Source organism: Rheinheimera sp. ATLC3, from assembly GCF_059429535.1.
This window is the reverse complement of the sequence record NZ_CM182103.1, coordinates 1,153,448-1,172,636: the sequence shown is the minus strand read 5'-3', so window position 1 is coordinate 1,172,636 and position 19,189 is coordinate 1,153,448. Positions and strand designations below refer to the sequence as shown.

Here is a 19,189-nt window from a genome sequence, read left to right as displayed (position 1 = left end):
CTGCTACTCCGTTATTATTCTGCGGTTAAAATGCGCTCAATGGTGTCATCGCTGCGCAGCGTTAAAATTTCGCAGCCGGTGTCCGTCACCAGAATAGTGTGCTCAAATTGGGCAGATAAACTGCGATCTTTCGTCACTACTGTCCAGCCATCGGCCAGCAACTTGCTGTGGCGGCCGCCGGCGTTAATCATCGGCTCTATCGTCAGGCACATACCTGTTTTCAGCACTTCACCGGTACCGGGTCTGCCGTAGTGCAGCACTTGTGGGTCTTCGTGGAATACCGCCCCTATGCCATGGCCACAGTATTCACGCACCACAGAGTAACTGTGCTTTTCGGCATGTTGCTGAATAACATGGCCAATGTCACCCAGACGCACACCGTTTTTCACTTTTTTAAGGCCCAGGTACATGCATTCCTGTGTTATGCGGATCAAGCGCTCTGCCATAATGCTAGGCTTTCCTACCACAAACATCTTAGAGGTATCGCCGTGGTAGCCATCTTTAATGACAGTAATGTCAATATTAATGATGTCGCCCTCTTTGAGCTTCTTATCGGCCGGGATGCCGTGGCAAATTACCTGATTGACAGACGTACAGATAGATTTGGGGAAGCCGTGATAATTCAACGGCGCCGGAATGGCCTGCTGCTCGTTGACGATATAATCGTGGCAAAGAGTATTCAACTCATCGGTGGTGACACCGGCTTTAACATAGGGTTCGATCATTTCCAGCACGTCGGCGGCAAGCCGGCCTGCTACACGCATTTTTTCAATTTCTGCCGGGGTTTTGATGGTTGCTGTCATGCCTGCTCTCTTCGTAATACTTAGCCAATACCTGCAGTGCTTTGAGCCTGCTGTACTGCTGTAAAAATACACATTTGATTGTGTTTGTAAGGTGTCTATGGTATAAAGCGCGCCGCAAATTAGCAAATCGCTTTGCAGTCTATTACAGAACCATTTTGTTCTTAGTTAGACCCAAAGCCTGCTTAATGGGCGTAACGTAAACAAAACACACATGTATCGACACATATTCCGGGGTGCTTTGCTCTGCACTGAAACACAGTCAGACCAGGGTCGGCATATGGGATACATGGAGGCTTAACCCCTTATACAGGAATTTAAATCATGGCAAAAGTTTCTATGCGCGACATGCTCCAGGCGGGCGTGCACTTCGGTCACCAAACCCGTTACTGGAACCCAAAAATGAAGCCATTCATTTTCGGCGCGCGTAACAAAGTACATATCATCAACCTGGAACAAACTGTTCCTATGATGAACGATGCACTGGCATTCATTCAGCAAGTTGCTGCGAAAAAGGGCAAAATCCTGTTCGTAGGTACTAAGCGTGCTGCCTCTGAAGCTATCAAAGAAGCTGCAATTAAGTCTGATCAGTTCTACGTAAACCACCGCTGGTTAGGTGGTATGCTGACTAACTGGAAAACAGTACGTCAGTCAATCAAGCGTTTAAAAGATCTGGAAGCGCAAAGCCAGGACGGTACTTTCGACAAGCTGACGAAAAAAGAAGCTTTAGACCGTACCCGTGAAATGGATAAGCTGGAAAAGAGCTTAGGCGGTATTAAAGACATGGGCGGCTTGCCAGACGTGCTGTTCGTGATCGACGCTGACCATGAACACATTGCGATCAAAGAAGCTAACAACCTGGGTATTCCGGTTGTATCTATCGTTGATACCAACTCTGATCCAAAAGGCGTTGACTATGTAGTTCCAGGTAACGATGACGCGATCCGCGCTATCCAGTTATACCTGGGTGCTGTAGGTCAGGCTATCCTGGAAGGTCGTGACAAAAACATCGAAGTACAGGCTGAAGCCGAAGCCTTCGTTGAAGCAGAGTAATTTCTCTGTCATTAGCGCAGGCTAAGCTTGCGCTAAACAGTGCAAAATTGCGACAGGGGCCAAGGCCCCTGTTTGTCCAACCAGAATTATTACGAGGAAGCTCCCATGGCTGTAACTGCCGCTTTAGTAAAAGAACTTCGCGAGCGCACTGGCGCTGGCATGATGGATTGTAAAAAAGCATTGGAAGAGACTGCTGGTGATATCGAAGCAGCAATCGATGCCATGCGTAAAAGTGGTCTGGCCAAAGCTGCCAAGAAAGCTGGCCGTATTGCCGCTGAAGGTACCATTATTACTCGCGTAGCGAACGGTTTAGGTTTAGCTATCGAATTTAACTGTGAAACTGACTTCGTAGCCCGTGATGCCAGCTTCCTGGCGTTTGCTAACGCTGTTGCTGATTTAGCTCATGCTAACAAGTTGTTCACTGCAGAAGCTATTTTAGCGGCTGATTTAAACGGCACTTCAGTTGAAGATACCCGTGCAACTTTAGTTGCGAAAATCGGTGAAAACATCAATGTACGTCGTGCTGCTGTTGTTGAAGGCTCGGTAATCGGCCAGTATGTGCACTCAGGCCGTATCGGTGTATTAGCTGTGCTGGAAGGCGGTAACGAAGAGATCGCTAAAGATGTAGCGATGCACATTGCTGCTAACAACCCAGGTTATGTTAACCCTGAAGACGTTTCTGCTGAAGTGGTAGAGCGTGAGCGCGAAATCCAAATCGATATCGCGGTTAACTCTGGTAAGCCAAAAGAAATCGCTGAAAAGATGGTTGCAGGCCGTATGAGCAAGTTCACTGGCGAAGTGAGCTTAACAGGTCAGCCGTTCGTGAAAGACCCGTCTATCACTACCGGTGAATTCCTGAAACAAAACGGCGCGAAAGCTGTTTCTTTCATCCGCTTAGAAGTAGGTGAAGGTATCGAGAAGAAAGAAGAAGACTTCGCTGCAGAAGTAGCTGCACAAATCGCAGCCGCTAAGAAGTAATTTATTCTTCTGCCTGACGGCAAAAAACGCTAGAATAACCGCGGCTTTCAGTCTTACTGACTGAGCCGCGGTTTTTTTATCCGCAACATTCCTAACTTTATCCAGTACTACGAGGATGTCATGAGCACGAACCCAAAACCGACTTACCGCAGAATATTACTAAAACTCAGTGGCGAAGCGCTGATGGGGGAAGAAGGCTTTGGTATTGACCCTAAAGTGCTCGACAGAATGGCGCAGGAAATCAAAGAACTGGTTGAACTGGGTGTGCAGGTGGGTATCGTTATTGGTGGCGGCAACATTTTCCGCGGCGAAGGTTTGGCCAAAGCCGGTATGAACCGTGTAGTCGGCGACCATATGGGCATGCTGGCGACAGTAATGAACGGGTTGGCAATGCGTGACGCTTTGCACCGTGCATACGTTAATGCCCGAATGATGAGCGCTATCCCATTAAACGGTGTGTGTGATAACTACAGCTGGGCTGAGGCCATTAGTTTGTTAAAGTCAGGCCGGGTGGTGATTTTTTCTGCCGGTACCGGTAACCCGTTTTTTACCACCGATTCTGCTGCCTGTTTGCGCGGTATTGAAATTGAAGCAGATGCTGTATTAAAAGCCACTAAAGTAGATGGTGTATTCTCCGCAGACCCGGTAAAAGACCCAACGGCGACATTATATCATCAGTTAACTTACACTGAAGTGCTTGAAAAAGAATTGAAAGTAATGGACCTTGCTGCATTTACACTGGCGCGGGATCACAATCTGCAGATCCGTGTGTTTAATATGAACACAGCCGGCGCCTTAAAACGCGTGATTATGGGCGAGCAGGAAGGCACAGTAATCGACCACGCAGAAAATTTACAGTAAACTACCTGGCTTGGTACTGCATCTGTGAACAGTTGCAACGAATAAAAAAGGATATAGATCGTGATTAACGACATTATTAAAGACAGCAAAGTACGGATGGAAAAAAGCGTGGAAGCGCTCAAAGGCCAGTTAACCAAAGTACGTACTGGTCGCGCTCACCCCAGCTTACTTGACGGTATTATGGTGTCTTATTACGGCGCAGATACGCCTCTGCGCCAGGTGGGTAACGTGTCAATAGAAGATGCCCGTACGCTGGCTATCACCGTATTTGATAAGAGCCTGACTGCTGCGGTAGAAAAAGCCATTATGGCATCAGACTTAGGTTTAAACCCAATGTCTGCCGGTACCGTTATCCGTGTACCACTGCCACCGCTGACTGAAGAGCGCCGTAAGAGCCTGGTGAAACTGGTGCGCAATGAAGCTGAAGGCGGCCGTGTTGCGGTGCGTAATATCCGTCGTGACGCCAACGCTGATTTAAAATCACTGCAAAAAGATAAAGAAATCAGTGAAGATGACGAGCGCCGCGCGACAGATGAAATTCAGAAAATCACCGATAGCTTTATCAAGCGGATTGATGAAGTATTAGCGGAGAAAGAAAAAGAGTTAATGGAAGTGTAAATTACACTGCCATGTTACAGAATTAGCGTCGTGACGCTCGGGCTTTACGGCGCTTTTTTCTATTTGGCATTTTATTTTGCATGGCAACAAGATCAATCAGAGGTCGTCTGATTGGTCTGTGGAAGGACAGAGCACACCTATGACTGCAATGACGCAGCTCGAAGCGCACAGTTTGCCAAGACACGTGGCAATTATTATGGATGGCAATGGCCGCTGGGCGCAGCGCCAGGGAAAGCCACGGGTCTGGGGCCATAAAAAAGGCGTAGAAGCTGTACGCCGCAGTGTGAGTTTTTGTCGGGAACTGGGTATACAGTCGCTGACATTATTTGCTTTTAGCAGTGAAAACTGGCGCCGTCCGGAAGATGAAGTATCAACACTGATGCAACTGTTTCTGATGGTGTTGCAAAGTGAAGTGAAAACACTGCATAAACACAATGTGCGGTTAAAAATTATTGGTGATTTATCAGCATTTAGCGATAAATTACGTGCCAGTATTGCTCAGGCAGAACAACTTACAGCTGATAACACTGCGCTGACACTAAATATTGCTGCCAATTACGGTGGACGCTGGGATATGGTTAATGCTGCCCGGGAGTTGGCAAAGCAAGTTAGTCAGGGCGTGTTAGATGCGCAGCAGATAGACGAGCAGCTATTTGCTAAGCAAGTACAAATGCATGACCAACCTGAACTGGATTTGTTGATCCGTACCGGCGGAGACTTACGCATCAGCAATTTTTTACTGTGGCAGGCAGCTTACGCCGAGCTATGGTTTACAGAAACACTGTGGCCTGATTTTGATCAGCAGGTGTTTTCTGAAGCAATAGCGGCTTTTGTCAACCGTGAGCGGCGTTTTGGCTGCACTGGGGAACAAGTCCGGCAACTGGCGCTGCAAGCTAAAGGATAACGATATTGTTTAAACAACGGGTAATCACTGCGCTGATTCTGGCGCCTCTGGCACTGATGGCGGTTTTTTATTTGCCGTTAGCCGGGTTTGCATTGTTTATTTCTGCGGCATTTTTACTGGGTGCCTGGGAATGGAGTGGCTTGTGTGGTCTTGCCAGCAACGCTATGCGCGGGGTATATGTCATACTTACGGCCATTATTTTCGCTCTGCTTTACTGGCAATGGCCAGCGCCACTGCACTGGCCTGTAGAGCAAAATGTATTGTTAAGCACGTTACTTTTGGCAGGTATTGGTTGGTGGGTACTGGCGATAGTACTGGTATTAACTTACCCCAAAAGCCAAAAATTGTGGGCGGGAAGTGACTGGGGTAAGGCGCTGATGGGGTGGTTAACGTTAATACCGGCCTGGGTAGCGGTACTGTTTATCCGTTCAACTGATTACACCGCATCGAATTTTACCGGGGCCTGGCTAATTTTCTGTCTGCTGGCGCTGGTGTGGGCAGCCGACATAGGTGGCTATATTGTCGGTAAGCCTTTTGGCAAACATAAATTGCTGCCCAAAGTCAGCCCGGGTAAAACAGTTGAAGGGATGCTTGGTGGTTTGGCGCTGGTCGCATTGGTTGTAACGGTCGTGGCATGGCTGCAAAACTGGCCCGCTCAAACCGGTATTTGGTATGTTTCGGCGTTGTTGCTGACGGTATTGTCGGTATTTGGTGACTTAACTGAAAGCATGTTTAAGCGCGTGGCAGGTAAAAAAGACAGTGGCGCTTTTCTGCCTGGCCATGGTGGCATCCTTGACCGGATCGACAGCCTGACGGCTACGGCACCACTGTTTGCTATTATCGTGGCACTGTATGGCGGCTTTTACTGATGCGTAATGTGGTGATCCTGGGCTCTACCGGGTCTATTGGTGTCAGTACTTTATCTGTGCTTGCCGCACATCCTGAGGCTTATCAGGTGCTGGCGCTTACCGCGGCCAGCCAGTACGAAAAACTATTGCAGCAATGCCTGCAATTCAAACCGCGTTATGCCGCTATGCTGGATGCACAAGCCGCTAAGACGCTGGCAACTGAGCTAAAGCTGGCAGGTTGCCCAACTGAAGTATTAACAGGCGTTGATGCCCTGTGCCAACTGGCCGCACACGCAGATGCAGACATCGTGATGGCAGCTATTGTGGGGGCGGCAGGTTTATTACCGACACTGGCTGCGGTTGAACAGGGTAAGACAGTATTACTGGCCAACAAAGAAGCGCTGGTAATGAGCGGTGAGCTGTTTATGAGTAAGGTGTCGCAACATGGGGCAACCTTGCTGCCGATAGACAGCGAGCATAATGCTATTTTTCAATGTCTGCCTGCTGCTCTACAGCAGCATACCCACGATCAAAAGATCCAACACTTCGGCATCGGTAAATTGTTGCTGACCGGCAGTGGTGGCCCTTTTCTGCATACTCCTTTAGCTGAATTTCCGTTTATTACACCGGCACAGGCGGTTGCACATCCAAACTGGAGCATGGGACATAAAATTTCTGTCGACAGTGCCACTATGATGAATAAAGGCCTGGAGTTTATTGAAGCGCGCTGGCTGTTTAACTGTCAGGCCAGCGATATCGAAGTGGTTATCCACCCGCAAAGCATTATTCATTCCATGGTGCAGTACACCGATGGCTCGGTACTGGCGCAGTTAGGCCAGCCTGATATGCGTACTCCGATTGCCCACGCTCTGGCGTTCCCAAAGCGTATTTCCAGCCCGGTTTCCCCGCTTAACTTTAAGCAAATGCGTGATTTTACTTTCACAGAGCCTGAGCCTGAGCGTTACCCCAATCTTTATCTTGCAATGACTGCCTGCGCAGACGGCCAAGGGGCCACCACAGCTTTGAATGCCGCAAATGAGGTTGCTGTCGCAGCTTTTTTAGCTGGCAAGCTTCGCTTTACTGACATTGCACGCGTTAATGCGCTAAGTCTTAGCAGATACACTGGCTTCCGTGTCAGCACGCTGGATGATATATTGGCGCTTGATAATGAGGCTAGAGTGCATGCCCAACAACAACTGAGGAATTTGTCCTGATGTCCGGTGCGATCTGGAATTTACTGTCGTTTATCGTCGCGCTGGGTGTGCTGATCACAGTGCATGAGTTCGGTCACTTCTGGGTCGCCCGTAAAAATGGCGTGCTGGTAAAGCGTTTTTCTATCGGTTTTGGTAAGGCTTTACTGCGCTGGCGGGATAAACAGGGAACAGAATTTGTTATTGCTGCTATTCCGCTTGGTGGCTATGTGCGAATGCTGGATGAACGCGTAGATCCGGTGCTGCCACAGTTTAAAGATCTGGCTTTCAACCATAAAACGGTTTGGCAGCGCATGGCTATTATCGCTGCCGGCCCTGCTGCCAATTTCATCTTTGCCGTGTTTGCACTCTGGCTGATGTACATGCTCGGGGTGCAAACGATGCGCCCGGTCATTGCGTCAATTGAGCCACAGTCGATTGCAGCACAGGCTGGCGTAACAGCGCAGCAGCAGATCGTGTCTGTGAATCAACATTCTGCAACGGATGCGGGTAGTGTGAATCTGCTACTGGTAGAGCAAATTGGTAGCGACAGTATTACCGTAGGCCTGAAAGATGTTGCTACGCTGCAAGAGCATAGCGTGGTGCTGGATACCCGCAACTGGCGTTTTGACCCAGAAAAACAAAGCGTGTTCAGTAGCCTCGGGCTGAACTTAGCCCGGCCGCAGGCATTGACTGACATTGCAACAGTTGCACCAGACTCTGCGGCGGAAAAAGCCGGTATCCTCGTTGACGATAAGATTGTGCGTATCGATGATGAGCTCATCGATAACTGGACACAAATTCAAACCATTGTCAGTAACTCACCGGAGCAGCCGCTTAATATCATGTTGCTGCGTGATGGCCGCGAGCTTGAATTACAGGTAACGCCCGGACGGATTGAAACCAAAGATGGTTTCTCACAAGGTATTCTGGGGGTGTCACCCAAAGTCAGTGAGTGGCCTGAAGGCGTGTTGTATACCCAGCGCTATGGTGTGTTTGATGCGATTACCGCAGGGTTGGCGCATACCTGGCAGTTAACGCGGCTGAGCTTTTCCATGATAGGCAAGCTGGTCACCGGCGATGTATCCGTCAAGCACCTTAGCGGCCCTATCTCGATTGCACAAGGTGCCGGCACCACAGCCAGTATAGGTTTGGTTGCTTTTTTATCGTTTTTGGCGCTGATAAGTGTTAACTTAGCCGTCATTAATTTGCTGCCATTACCGGTGCTGGACGGCGGACATTTAATGTATATGCTGCTGGAACTAATGCGTGGTAAACCTGTCTCTGAAAAGACGCAGGAAATAGGTTTCCGGTTTGGAGCGCTAATCCTGCTGACGTTAATGGGAATTGCGCTGCTCAACGATATTTCTCGATTGTAAATAACTAATCATAAGTAGTTCAAATAATGACAATTAAACGATTAGTAGCTGCGATGTTACTTGCCTCTGCCAGTAGCTCGGTGCTCGCTGAAGAATCTTTTACGGTTCAGGATATTCAGGTAGAAGGCCTGCAACGCGTGGCGCTGGGTGCGGCGTTGAATAATTTGCCCTTTAACGTGGGTGATACTATTACAGAATTTAATCTGTCACGCAGTATCCGTACACTTTATGCTGCGGGTCACTTTGACGATATAAAAGTTTTTCGTGATGGCAATACTGTTATCTATCGGTTGCGTGAACGCCCTACAATCAATGCGATTGAATTTGATGGTAATAAAGATATTAAAGAAGACCAACTGACAGAAAGCTTGTCTGGTAATAAGGTCGAAGTGGGCGAACCTCTGGATAAGACAATACTAAAGAGTATTGAAAATGGCCTGACAGAATTCTATCACGGTGTTGGTAAATATCAGGCGAAGGTAGATATTGAAGTAACGTATCTGCCTCGTAACCGGGTAAACCTGAAAATCAAGTTCGAAGAGGGTGATCCAGCCTCAGTTCGTCAAATTAATATCGTTGGTAACAAGCTGTTTTCCGATGAAGAACTACTGCAGGATATAGAATCTAAACAAGACTTGCCCTGGTGGCGTTTTATGTCATCCGACCGTTATCAGAAGCAAACCCTGCAGGGCGATATTGAAAAGATTAACAGCTACTACCTCGACAGAGGGTACTTACGCTTTAAAGTCGACTCTGAACAGGTGTCGGTCAGCCCGGATAAAGAATCGGTATATGTCACACTTAACGTGACTGAAGGCGAAAAATATACCATTAAAGGCGTTAAGTTTGTTGGTGACCTGATTGGCCAGGAAGACTTTATCACCAAAATTATGCCGTTAAAGGAAGGTCAGCTGTATAACGGTGCTTTAGTGACCTACACCGAAGAAAGTATTGCTAAGTTGCTGGCGCGTTTTGGCTATGCTAATTCTAAAGTGCGTACTATCCCGCAAATTAATGATGACACCAAAGAAGTGGAGCTGACGATCAGCGTTGATCCGGGCAAACGTGTATATGTGCGCCGTATTGATATGAAAGGTAACGCCACCACTAAAGATGAAGTGTTACGCCGTGAGCTAAGGCAAATGGAAGGTGCTTGGCTGTCTAATGATGCGTTGGAATTATCCAAAAACCGTATTCAGCGTCTGCCGTATATGGAAAGCGTAGAGTTTGAAACGCTGCCGGTTGCTGGCGAAGACGACCTGATTGATGTTGCCTTTACGGTAAAAGAACAGCCATCAGGTAGCTTCAATGCAGGTATTTCTTACGGTAACTATATGGGGTTGTCGTTCCAGATTGGCGTGCAGCAAGAGAACTTCTTTGGTACCGGTAACAGCGCCGGCATTAGCCTAAATACCAATAAGTATCAAAAATCTATCAGCATGACGTACACCGATCCTTATTTCACGCTGGATGGTGTCAGCCTGGGTGGCCAGGTATTCTACTCCGATGTTGACTACAGCAGTGCATCTTCTAACCTGGAAGCGTATAACCAGACGCGTTATGGTTTTGGTGCCAACGTAGGCTACCCAATTAACGAATACAACCGGTTAAACTTCGGTGCTAACTACGTCGTTAACAAAATCAACTCGATCAACGAGTACGATCAGCTACGCCACTTCCGGGCAGTCTTGTTGGATGCACAGAATCCGGATGGTGGATACCACTTTACCAACTATGAGTTAACTGCAGGTTGGGTTCGCAGTACGCTGAACCGGGGCTTGTTCCCCACCGCAGGTCATTACTTAGGTGCCAGCATTAAAGCCAGCACCCCGAACTCTGATTTGCAGTTCTTTAAAACGTCTTTCGAAGCGCGTAATTATATTCCGCTGAGCAATGACCACGCCTGGTCATTCCTGTCGAAAATAGAACTGGGTTATGGCAACGGCTACGGCGACAAAAATGGCTATGATTATACCCTGCCATTTATTGAAAATTATTACGCCGGTGGCCAGAATCTGCGTGGTTTTGAAAGCCGTATTATCGGTCCGCATGCTATTTACCGCTATGCTGACTCAGTACCAGGCTTACCTGGTAGCGGCACAGGTGCAGGCAGTTACCCAAGTGGTCCGGAAAATGACAGCTACCAAGTGTCGCAACGCTCGATAGGTGGTAATGCGCTGGCAGTGTTAACATTGGAGCTTATCACACCAACGCCGTTTTTAAGTGATGACTACCGTAACTCAGTACGAACCAGCCTGTTTGTTGATGCCGGTAACGTCTGGGATACCGAGTTTGATATTAATCGGTACAATGGTCTGCGGCAAATTCAGACCAGCCAGCAACAACCGCAGCTGATAGATTATTCAGATGCTGGTTTGTTTCGGGCGACAGCTGGTGTATCTTTACAGTGGATTTCGCCTATGGGCCCGCTCACCTTCAGCCTGGCAAAAATCATTAAAAAGCAGGAAGGTGATTTACAAGAGAACTTTAGTTTCAATATTGGTACAACATTCTAGATTAGAAAAAATAGGGAATAAAAGATGTTAAATATGCGTGCAGTAAAATCGGCAATGATTCTGGTTGCAGGTTTATTGATGGCTGGCACTGTTGCCGCTAAAGAAATGAAAATTGCTTATGTTGATGTTCAGGCGGTTGCCGCTAAAATCCCTCAGTCAGCAGCTATGCAGGAAACGATTAAAAATGAGTTTGCCCAGCGTATTGAAGCCGTTGGTAAGCTGGAAAAAGACATCGGTTTCAACATTGAGAAGTTGCGCCGCGATGGCCCGACAATGAGCGAAAAACAGCAGGAAGAGCTCAAAGCTACTGTAACCAGCCAGCGCCAGCAGTATGAGCAGTTGGCTCGTCCGTTGGATGAAGAAATCCGTACCCGTCAGGCTGAGGAACGCAATAAAGTGTTAGCGCTGATTAAAGCCGCAATTGATGTAGTGGCTGAGCGTGAAAAGTTCGATATGGTATTAAACTCTGGCGCTGCAGTATATGCCAAGCCTGAGTTTGATATTTCTGAAGCAGTTGTTGCTCAGGTAAGCAAAGCAAAATAATGGCACGTTTTATTCTTTCTGAACTGGCTGAGCGCTTAGGCGCTCAGCTGATTGGTGATGCAGATTGCCAAATTACTTCTACTGCGACACTGGAAAATGCCCAATCAGGGCAAATCAGTTTTCTCTCAAACAGTAAATATCGAAAATTTCTTTCAGAAACTGCAGCCTCTGCGGTGCTGATTACTCAGGAAGACATTTCTTTTGTAGCCCCAGGTGTGGCTGCGCTGGTGGTTGCAAATCCTTATACGGCTTTCGCTCGTGTTGCGCAGTTGCTGGACAATACACCTGCGGTTGCTTGCGGTATTCATCCTACAGCTGTCGTTGACGGCAGTGCAGTACTTGGCGATAACGTCTCCATTGGCGCCAATGCTGTGGTATCAGCCGGCGTGCAACTTGGCAACAATGTCCAGGTAGGCGCTGGATGCTTTATCGGCGAACAGGCCAGCATTGCAGACAACAGCAAAATATGGGCTAACGCCACGGTATATCATCGCGTACGTATTGGTCAGCGCTGTATTGTTCATAGTGGCGCGGTGTTAGGCGCTGATGGTTTTGGCTTTGCCAACGAGCGTGGCACCTGGCTGAAGATCCCGCAAACCGGCACTGTCATTTTGGGCGACGATACAGAGATTGGCGCCAATACGACTATAGATCGCGGTGCGGTAGAAGATACCATCATTGGTAATAACGTCATTATTGATAACCAATGCCAGATTGCTCATAACGTAAAAATAGGCGATCATACCGCTATAGCCGGTTGTACTGTTGTTGCGGGCAGCACCAAAATAGGACGCTACTGTATAATAGGTGGCGCAGTGGTTATTAACGGTCATATGGAAATTTGTGACGGTGCTAATATCACTGGCATGGCAATGGTTATGAAGCCGATCACAGAAAAAGGCATATACTCGTCGGGTATTCCTGCCACCACGAATCAAGAGTGGCGTAAAAACACGGCTAAGTTACGACAAATAGATCAACTATATCAGCGGGTTAAGCAACTTGAAAAACAGCTTGCCACTGTGCTTCCGGCACAAAACGCTGACCACCAGACAGAGGAATAGCTTTGGCTAACCAACTTAACAGCCTGCAAATCCAGGAAATTATGGCTTTATTGCCACATCGTTATCCATTCTTGCTAATCGACCGGGTGCTGGATTACACGCCGGGTGAAAGCCTGACGGCAATAAAAAATGTCACGGTGAATGAGCCTATTTTTACCGGGCATTTCCCCGGTATGCCCATTTTCCCAGGTGTATTAATACTGGAGGCGCTGGCACAGGCTACCGGTATTCTGGGTTTTAAAACGGTGACAGAGCGGTCTGAAAACGAATTGTATCTTTTTGCTGCGATTGACGAAGCACGTTTTAAAAAGCCGGTAATACCCGGTGATACAATGGTATTGGAAGTGAAGTTTCTGAAAGAGCGCCGCAACATGTGGAAGTTTTACGGCGAAGCGAAAGTTGAAGGCCAGATTGTCTGCTCGGCTGAGCTGATGTGTGCCAGAAGAGAACTCTAACGTGATCCATCCAACGGCGGTAATTGATGCCAGTGCTAAGCTTGGCAATAATGTAAAAGTTGGTCCGTTTTGTTATATCGGCCCTAATGTTGTGCTTGGCGATGATTGCGTTCTGGAATCGCATGTTGCGATTAAAGGTCCTAGCACTATCGGCAAAGGCAACCACTTCTTTCAGTTTGCCAGTATCGGTGAAGATTGTCAGGACAAGAAGTATAAAGGTGAGCCAACCGAGCTGATTGTCGGTGATTACAATGTGTTTCGTGAAGGCTGTTCAGTACACCGTGGTACTATTCAGGATCAGGGTAAAACCATTATTGGCAGCCATAATCTGTTTATGAACACCACTCATATTGCTCATGACTGCGTGATTGGTGATTACACCATCTTCGCCAGTGGTGCTCAGGCTGCCGGGCACGTTCATGTAGGTGACTGGGCTATTCTGGGCGGCATGACCGGTGTGCATCAGTTTGTACATATCGGTGCCCACGCGTTTTGTGGTGGCGGTTCTATAGTATTAAAAGATGTCCCGCCATATCTGATGGTGCACGGTGCTCCTTGTGTACCTGCCGGTATTAATACCGAAGGCTTGAAACGCCGCGGCTATAGCAGCGAAGCGCTGTTGGAAATACGCCGTGCTTACAAAGAAGTGTACCGTAAAGGTCAGACCGTAGCTGAAGCGCTGACAGCATTGGAAGAAAAAGCAGCAGAGGTGCCGGAGCTTAAACTGTTTACTGACTTCATAGCCAACGCCAGCAGAGGCATAGTGCGCTGATGCCGGCGGATAAACCACTGAAAGTAGCCATTATCGCCGGGGAACACTCCGGCGATATTTTAGGTGCCGACCTTATCACTGCGCTTAAAGTGCAGCATCCGGATGCCGTGTTTTATGGTATTGGCGGGCCTCGGATGCAGGCTTTGGGGTTTACCGCGTTATTTGACATGGAAGAGCTGGCGGTAATGGGCATTGTTGAAGTGCTAGGCCGCTTGCCACGTTTACTGCAGGTGAAGCGTGAAATCCTGGCCGCACTGTTGGCGGATAAGCCCGATGTCTTTGTTGGTATCGATGCGCCCGATTTTAACCTGCCGGTAGAGCTTAAACTGAAACAGGCCGGGATTAAAACCGTACATTACGTCAGCCCGTCTGTCTGGGCCTGGCGACATAAACGTATTTTTAAAATTGCAGCGGCAACGGATATGGTGTTGTCATTGTTACCGTTTGAGAAAGCCTTTTACGATAAGTATCAGATACCCTGTACCTTTGTTGGCCATACGATGGCGGATAATATGCCGCTGGATGTCGACAAAGCCAAGGCTAAAGTTGAGCTGGGGCTTGATCCCGCAAGACCGGTGCTGGCTATTATGCCTGGTAGCCGCACTAACGAAATTAAATTGCTGGCACCGGATTTTCTTCAAGCGGCATTATTGCTGCAGCAGCAAATACCGCAGTTGCAGTTTGTAACTAACATGGTGACTTCGAGCAAGGCTGATCAGTTCAATGCCATTAGGCAACAAATGGCACCTGGTTTGCTGATCAGAGAGTTTACCGGACAGGCGCGCCAGGTTTTACTGGCGTCAGATGCGACTTTTATTACTTCGGGTACAGCAACGTTAGAAGCCATGTTGGCTAAATGCCTGATGGTCGTTGCGTACCGTGCAAACTGGCTGACTTATCAGATTGGCAAACGCCTGGTGAAGCTTTCACATTTTAGTTTGCCTAATTTACTGGCCGGGCACGGCATGGTCACAGAGTTATTGCAGCATGAGGTAACACCACAGGCGCTCAGTTCCGCTATGCTGCCGTTGCTATCTGCTGATCGGCAGTCACTGCTGCTTCAATACCGGGACATTCATCAACGCATAAAATGCGACGCCAGCGTAAAAGCAGCGCAGGCTATTTTACAGGTAGTGAACGATGATGTTGTACCAGCGACCTGACGTCAGGCTAATTTGTGGTGTAGATGAAGTTGGCCGCGGCCCGCTTATTGGTGCTGTGGTGACGGCTGCTGTTATTCTGGACCCGGCCAGGCCTGTCGCCGGCCTGACAGATTCAAAAAAACTGTCCGAAAAACGTCGTAATGAACTGGCAGCCCAAATTAAACAGCAAGCGTTGTGCTGGGCACTGGGCAGGGCAGAACCGGCAGAAATCGATCAGCTGAACATATTGCATGCCACCATGCTGGCTATGCGCCGTGCCGTAGCGGCTTTAGCCATTCAGCCGGAGTGGGTGTTGGTTGACGGTAACCGTACCACTGAATTTGGCGTACCTGCTTCTGCTGTTATTAAAGGCGACTTGCTGGTACCTGAAATCAGTGCTGCCTCTATTTTAGCCAAGGTGGCGCGTGATGAAGAAATGCAGGCATTGCATCTACAACACCCGCAGTTTGGTTTTGCTGACCACAAAGGTTACCCCACTGCCGCCCACCTGGCAGCTATTGCACAGTATGGTGTGTTACCTGAGCACAGGCGCAGTTTTAAACCTGTCAGGCTGGTACTGGAGCAGCAAAGCATATGAGTAACCCGGCATTTATTCATTTGCGTGTACACAGCGATTTCTCGATGGTAGACGGTGTCGCCAAGGTCAAACCTATCGTTAAAGCTGCGCAGAAGCTGAATATGCCAGCATTGGCACTGACGGACCAAATGAACTTTTGTGGCCTGGTGCGCTTTTACAGTACAGCTCACGATGCCGGAATTAAGCCCATAGTAGGCGTTGACTGCTACGTGCAGCACCCTTTGTTTGGCAGTGAAAGTAGCCGCATGTTACTGCTGGCGGCAGATAACACTGGTTATCAGAATTTAAGCCAGCTTATTTCTAAAGCTTATCTGCGTGGGCATGTCGATGATAAACCTCAGATAGAGCACGACTGGCTGGCCGAGTATGCGCAGGGTGTCATTATCCTATCGGCTGGTAAAGACGGTTTACTGGGCAAGGCATTACTGAAAGAAAATCAGCAGTCGGTAAATGAATTAACGGCCTTTTATCAGCAATATTTTCCGGACCGTTTTTATCTGGAGCTCATCCGCACTGGTCGCGCCGATGAAGAGCTATACATTCAGAAAGCCGTAACCTTGGCAGAGCAGCATGACTTGCCGCTGGTCGCGACCAACGAAGTGGTGTTTTTGCAGCCAGAGGATTTTCCGGCCCATGAAATACGCGTTGCTATTCATGATGGTTTTACACTGGATGACAAGCGCCGCCCGAAAAACTACACCGATCAGCAATACCTGAAATCTGAGCAGGAAATGCAGCAGCTCTTTGCTGATTTACCCGAAGCGCTGGAAAACTCGGTCGAAATAGCCAAACGCTGTAATGTCACTATTCGTCTTGGTGAATATTTTCTGCCGGCATTCCCGACTGGCGGTATGACCGATGCTGATTTTTTGGTGATGAAATCGCGCGAAGGTCTGGAAGATCGTTTAGTACAGTTATTTCCGGATGAAACTATACGGCAGCAAAAACGTGTTGAATACGATGAACGTTTGCAGATAGAGCTGGACGTTATCAATCAGATGGGGTTTCCGGGCTACTTCCTGGTGGTGATGGAGTTTATTCAGTGGAGTAAAGACAACGACATTCCGGTCGGGCCGGGACGGGGGTCGGGTGCCGGTTCACTGGTGGCGTACGCGCTTAAAATTACCGATCTGGACCCGCTGGAATTCGATCTGCTATTTGAACGTTTTCTGAACCCTGAACGGGTATCAATGCCTGATTTCGACGTCGATTTTTGTATGGACCGGCGTGACGAAGTCATTGACCACGTGGCTGATATGTACGGCCGCGAAGCGGTGTCGCAGATTATTACCTTTGGTACCATGGCGGCCAAAGCTGTTATCCGTGATGTTGGCCGGGTATTGGGCCATCCGTATGGTTTCGTCGATCGCATTTCTAAATTGATACCGCCTACGCCAGGTATGACGCTGGAGCAAGCGTTTAAAGAAGAGCCGCGCTTGCCAGAGTTGTACGAGCAGGATCAGGAAGTAAAAGACCTGATCGATATGGCACGTCAGCTTGAAGGCGTAACCCGTAATGCCGGTAAACACGCCGGTGGAGTGGTTATTGCGCCAACCAAAATTACCGATTTCTCTCCGCTGTATTGCGATGACGAAGGTAACAACCCGGTTACCCAGTTTGATAAAAACGACGTTGAATATGCCGGCCTGGTAAAATTTGACTTCCTGGGCTTGCGGACACTGACCATTTTGCAGTGGGCTGTGAACATGGCTAATGCCCGCTTAACGCGTGAAGGCAAGCCGCTGGTTGATATTAACAGCATACCGCTGACCGATAAGAAAAGTTACGACATGCTGATGAAAGCGGATACCACAGCGGTATTCCAGCTGGAATCACGTGGTATGAAAGATCTTATTCGCCGTCTGCAGCCAGACTGTTTCGAAGACATGATCGCATTGGTGGCGTTGTTCCGGCCCGGCCCTCTGCAATCGGGCATGGTAGATAACTTTATCGACCGAAAACGTGGCCGCGAAGAAATTTCATATCCGGATGCGACCTGGCAGCATGAATCGTTGCAACCTATTTTGGAGCCAACCTACGGCATTATCCTGTATCAGGAACAGGTAATGCAGATAGCGCAGGTACTCTCTGGCTACTCGCTTGGTGGTGCAGACTTGTTGCGCCGTGCTATGGGCAAGAAAAAGCCGGAGGAAATGGCCAAGCAGCGGGACACCTTCCAACAAGGTGCCGCCAACAATGGTATTGACCCTGATCTGGCGATGAAAATTTTCGATCTGGTGGAAAAATTCGCCGGTTACGGGTTCAATAAATCTCACTCTGCCGCTTATGCGCTGGTGTCTTATCAGACATTGTGGATGAAAGCACATTACCCTGCCGAGTTTATGGCAGCAGTAATGTCGGCTGATATGGACAACACCGATAAAATTGTCACCCTGGTCGATGAGTGCGAGCGGATGAAACTCAAACTTATTCCGCCAGATGTCAATGCCGGTGTTTATAAGTTCACGGTGAACGAGCAGGGCCATATTGTTTATGGTATCGGCGCAATAAAAGGTGTGGGTGAAGGCCCGATTGACGCTATTTTAGAGGCGCGCAACAAACACGGCGCTTTTACCGATTTATTCGATTTTTGCGCTAAAGTCGATTTAAAGAAACTGAATCGTCGTGTGATTGAAAAGCTGATTTTGTCCGGTGCAATGGACAGGTTAGGGCCGCACAGAGCCGCACTTTCTGCAACACTGGAAGAGGCAATGAAAGCCGCTGAGCAACATGCTAAAGCCCAGGCGGTAGGGCAGGATGATTTATTCGGCTTATTAAGTCCGGAGCCAGAGCATGCCGCTGCCGCATTTAAACAGGTTGAACCCTGGGCGGATGAAGTATGGCTGGAAGGTGAGCGTGAAACCTTGGGGCTGTATTTAACCGGACACCCGATAAACCGCTATCTTGATGAGATCCCCCGTTATGTCAATTGCCGCCTGGTAGAGCTGCAACCCACTAAGAAAGATCAAAGTGTTACAGTAGCTGGTTTAGTCGTGTCGGTGCGGATCATGATTAACAAAAAGGGCCGGCGCTGGGCTATTGTGACGCTGGATGATAAGTCAGCCCGGCTGGATGTACGATTTTTCCCCGATTTGCTGGAATCCTTTGAGCAACAGCTGCAAAAAGACCGTATTTTGGTAATAACGGGACAGGTCAGCTTTGATGATTTTAACGGTGGCCTTACAATGACCGGCCGCGATGTCAGCGAGATTACTCAGGTTCGGGAAAAATCTCTGAGATCGTTGAATATCACTGTACAATCGCCGCAAATAGACCACAATTACCTGCAAAGATTGCAGCAGGTGCTGGGCGAGTTTAAAGCAGGTACTGTGCCGGTGAAGCTGCGTTATCAGCGCCAGGAAGGCGAAGTGATGTTGCAATTAGGAACGCAGTGGTGGGTGACACCGGCCGATGCTTTGTTGCACCAGTTAAAACAATTGGCAACAATAGAACTGGAATTTAATTAAT

17 protein-coding genes are annotated in these 19,189 nt (G+C 48.5%); 16 read left to right on the top strand and 1 reads right to left on the bottom strand.

Features of this window, described 5'->3' with window-relative positions; genetic code table 11:
* Nucleotides 1–14 precede the first annotated feature (14 nt).
* Nucleotides 15–803, bottom strand: coding sequence for a type I methionyl aminopeptidase (gene map / locus AC5SV9_RS05520; RefSeq protein ID WP_475147010.1), 789 nt, complete (start codon nucleotides 801–803; stop codon nucleotides 15–17).
* 321 nt (nucleotides 804–1,124) lie between these two features.
* On the opposite strand from map, the gene rpsB reads away from it, so the two are divergent.
* From rpsB to dnaE, 16 genes are all read left to right on the top strand, one after another.
* A complete protein-coding gene (gene rpsB, locus AC5SV9_RS05515; protein WP_134057133.1) occupies nucleotides 1,125–1,853 on the top strand; it encodes a 30S ribosomal protein S2 in 729 nt (242 codons plus the stop codon).
* A gap of 105 nt (nucleotides 1,854–1,958) precedes the next feature.
* Complete coding sequence (gene tsf / locus AC5SV9_RS05510) at nucleotides 1,959–2,831, top strand: translation elongation factor Ts (protein WP_475147008.1); 873 nt, start codon at nucleotides 1,959–1,961, stop codon at nucleotides 2,829–2,831.
* 120 nt (nucleotides 2,832–2,951) lie between these two features.
* Entirely contained in the window at nucleotides 2,952–3,692 is a 741-nt protein-coding gene (gene pyrH / locus AC5SV9_RS05505) for a UMP kinase (RefSeq protein WP_226767624.1), read from the top strand.
* 60 nt (nucleotides 3,693–3,752) lie between these two features.
* Complete coding sequence (gene frr, locus AC5SV9_RS05500; protein WP_475147007.1) at nucleotides 3,753–4,310, top strand: ribosome recycling factor; 558 nt, start codon at nucleotides 3,753–3,755, stop codon at nucleotides 4,308–4,310.
* A 139-nt stretch (nucleotides 4,311–4,449) separates the two neighbouring features.
* On the top strand, nucleotides 4,450–5,214 hold the full coding sequence (gene uppS / locus AC5SV9_RS05495) for a polyprenyl diphosphate synthase (protein WP_475147006.1): 765 nt from the start codon (nucleotides 4,450–4,452) through the stop codon (nucleotides 5,212–5,214).
* A 5-nt stretch (nucleotides 5,215–5,219) separates the two neighbouring features.
* Nucleotides 5,220–6,083 (top strand): phosphatidate cytidylyltransferase, encoded by an 864-nt coding sequence (locus AC5SV9_RS05490; protein ID WP_475147004.1) that lies wholly within the window; start codon nucleotides 5,220–5,222, stop codon nucleotides 6,081–6,083.
* A complete protein-coding gene (ispC, locus tag AC5SV9_RS05485) occupies nucleotides 6,083–7,276 on the top strand; it encodes a 1-deoxy-D-xylulose-5-phosphate reductoisomerase (protein WP_475147002.1) in 1,194 nt (397 codons plus the stop codon). The genes AC5SV9_RS05490 and ispC overlap by 1 nt, the downstream gene beginning before the upstream one ends.
* On the top strand, nucleotides 7,276–8,631 hold the full coding sequence (gene rseP / locus AC5SV9_RS05480) for a sigma E protease regulator RseP (RefSeq protein ID WP_475147001.1): 1,356 nt from the start codon (nucleotides 7,276–7,278) through the stop codon (nucleotides 8,629–8,631). The genes ispC and rseP overlap by 1 nt, the downstream gene beginning before the upstream one ends.
* A gap of 26 nt (nucleotides 8,632–8,657) precedes the next feature.
* Entirely contained in the window at nucleotides 8,658–11,147 is a 2,490-nt protein-coding gene (bamA, locus tag AC5SV9_RS05475) for an outer membrane protein assembly factor BamA (protein ID WP_134057117.1), read from the top strand.
* A gap of 24 nt (nucleotides 11,148–11,171) precedes the next feature.
* Nucleotides 11,172–11,690, top strand: a complete 519-nt coding sequence (locus AC5SV9_RS05470) for an OmpH/Skp family outer membrane protein (RefSeq protein ID WP_134057115.1) — start codon at nucleotides 11,172–11,174, stop codon at nucleotides 11,688–11,690.
* Complete coding sequence (lpxD, locus tag AC5SV9_RS05465) at nucleotides 11,690–12,754, top strand: UDP-3-O-(3-hydroxymyristoyl)glucosamine N-acyltransferase (protein WP_475146998.1); 1,065 nt, start codon at nucleotides 11,690–11,692, stop codon at nucleotides 12,752–12,754. The genes AC5SV9_RS05470 and lpxD overlap by 1 nt, the downstream gene beginning before the upstream one ends.
* Before the next feature lie 2 nt (nucleotides 12,755–12,756).
* The gene (gene fabZ / locus AC5SV9_RS05460) at nucleotides 12,757–13,209 is read left to right on the top strand and encodes a 3-hydroxyacyl-ACP dehydratase FabZ (protein ID WP_475146996.1); all 453 of its coding nucleotides are present in this window, start codon (nucleotides 12,757–12,759) and stop codon (nucleotides 13,207–13,209) included.
* Nucleotides 13,190–13,981, top strand: coding sequence for an acyl-ACP--UDP-N-acetylglucosamine O-acyltransferase (lpxA, locus tag AC5SV9_RS05455; RefSeq protein WP_475146995.1), 792 nt, complete (start codon nucleotides 13,190–13,192; stop codon nucleotides 13,979–13,981). Before fabZ ends, lpxA begins: the two co-directional genes overlap by 20 nt.
* Nucleotides 13,981–15,144 carry a lipid-A-disaccharide synthase gene (gene lpxB / locus AC5SV9_RS05450; RefSeq protein WP_475146993.1) on the top strand — a complete coding sequence of 388 codons (1,164 nt, stop codon included), beginning with the start codon at nucleotides 13,981–13,983 and terminating at the stop codon, nucleotides 15,142–15,144. Before lpxA ends, lpxB begins: the two co-directional genes overlap by 1 nt.
* Nucleotides 15,122–15,721: a ribonuclease HII gene (rnhB, locus tag AC5SV9_RS05445; RefSeq protein ID WP_475146991.1), complete on the top strand. Its 600-nt coding sequence runs from the start codon at nucleotides 15,122–15,124 to the stop codon at nucleotides 15,719–15,721. The genes lpxB and rnhB overlap by 23 nt, the downstream gene beginning before the upstream one ends.
* On the top strand, nucleotides 15,718–19,188 hold the full coding sequence (gene dnaE, locus AC5SV9_RS05440) for a DNA polymerase III subunit alpha (RefSeq protein ID WP_475146989.1): 3,471 nt from the start codon (nucleotides 15,718–15,720) through the stop codon (nucleotides 19,186–19,188). The genes rnhB and dnaE overlap by 4 nt, the downstream gene beginning before the upstream one ends.
* Nucleotide 19,189 lies beyond the last annotated feature (1 nt).

Excerpts from the sequence above, each read along its gene's own strand:
- dnaE (WP_475146989.1), top strand. The coding sequence starts at position 15,718 with ATGAGTAACCCGGCATTTATTCATTTGCGTGTACACAGCGATTTCTCG.
- pyrH (WP_226767624.1), top strand. The coding sequence starts at position 2,952 with ATGAGCACGAACCCAAAACCGACTTACCGCAGAATATTACTAAAACTC.
- lpxD (WP_475146998.1), top strand. The coding sequence starts at position 11,690 with ATGGCACGTTTTATTCTTTCTGAACTGGCTGAGCGCTTAGGCGCTCAG.
- ispC (WP_475147002.1), top strand. The coding sequence starts at position 6,083 with ATGCGTAATGTGGTGATCCTGGGCTCTACCGGGTCTATTGGTGTCAGT.
- rseP (WP_475147001.1), top strand. The coding sequence starts at position 7,276 with ATGTCCGGTGCGATCTGGAATTTACTGTCGTTTATCGTCGCGCTGGGT.
- uppS (WP_475147006.1), top strand. The coding sequence starts at position 4,450 with ATGACTGCAATGACGCAGCTCGAAGCGCACAGTTTGCCAAGACACGTG.
- lpxB (WP_475146993.1), top strand. The coding sequence starts at position 13,981 with ATGCCGGCGGATAAACCACTGAAAGTAGCCATTATCGCCGGGGAACAC.
- tsf (WP_475147008.1), top strand. The coding sequence starts at position 1,959 with ATGGCTGTAACTGCCGCTTTAGTAAAAGAACTTCGCGAGCGCACTGGC.
- bamA (WP_134057117.1), top strand. The coding sequence starts at position 8,658 with ATGACAATTAAACGATTAGTAGCTGCGATGTTACTTGCCTCTGCCAGT.
- map (WP_475147010.1), bottom strand. The coding sequence starts at position 803 with ATGACAGCAACCATCAAAACCCCGGCAGAAATTGAAAAAATGCGTGTA.
- rnhB (WP_475146991.1), top strand. The coding sequence starts at position 15,122 with ATGATGTTGTACCAGCGACCTGACGTCAGGCTAATTTGTGGTGTAGAT.
- rpsB (WP_134057133.1), top strand. The coding sequence starts at position 1,125 with ATGGCAAAAGTTTCTATGCGCGACATGCTCCAGGCGGGCGTGCACTTC.
- AC5SV9_RS05470 (WP_134057115.1), top strand. The coding sequence starts at position 11,172 with ATGTTAAATATGCGTGCAGTAAAATCGGCAATGATTCTGGTTGCAGGT.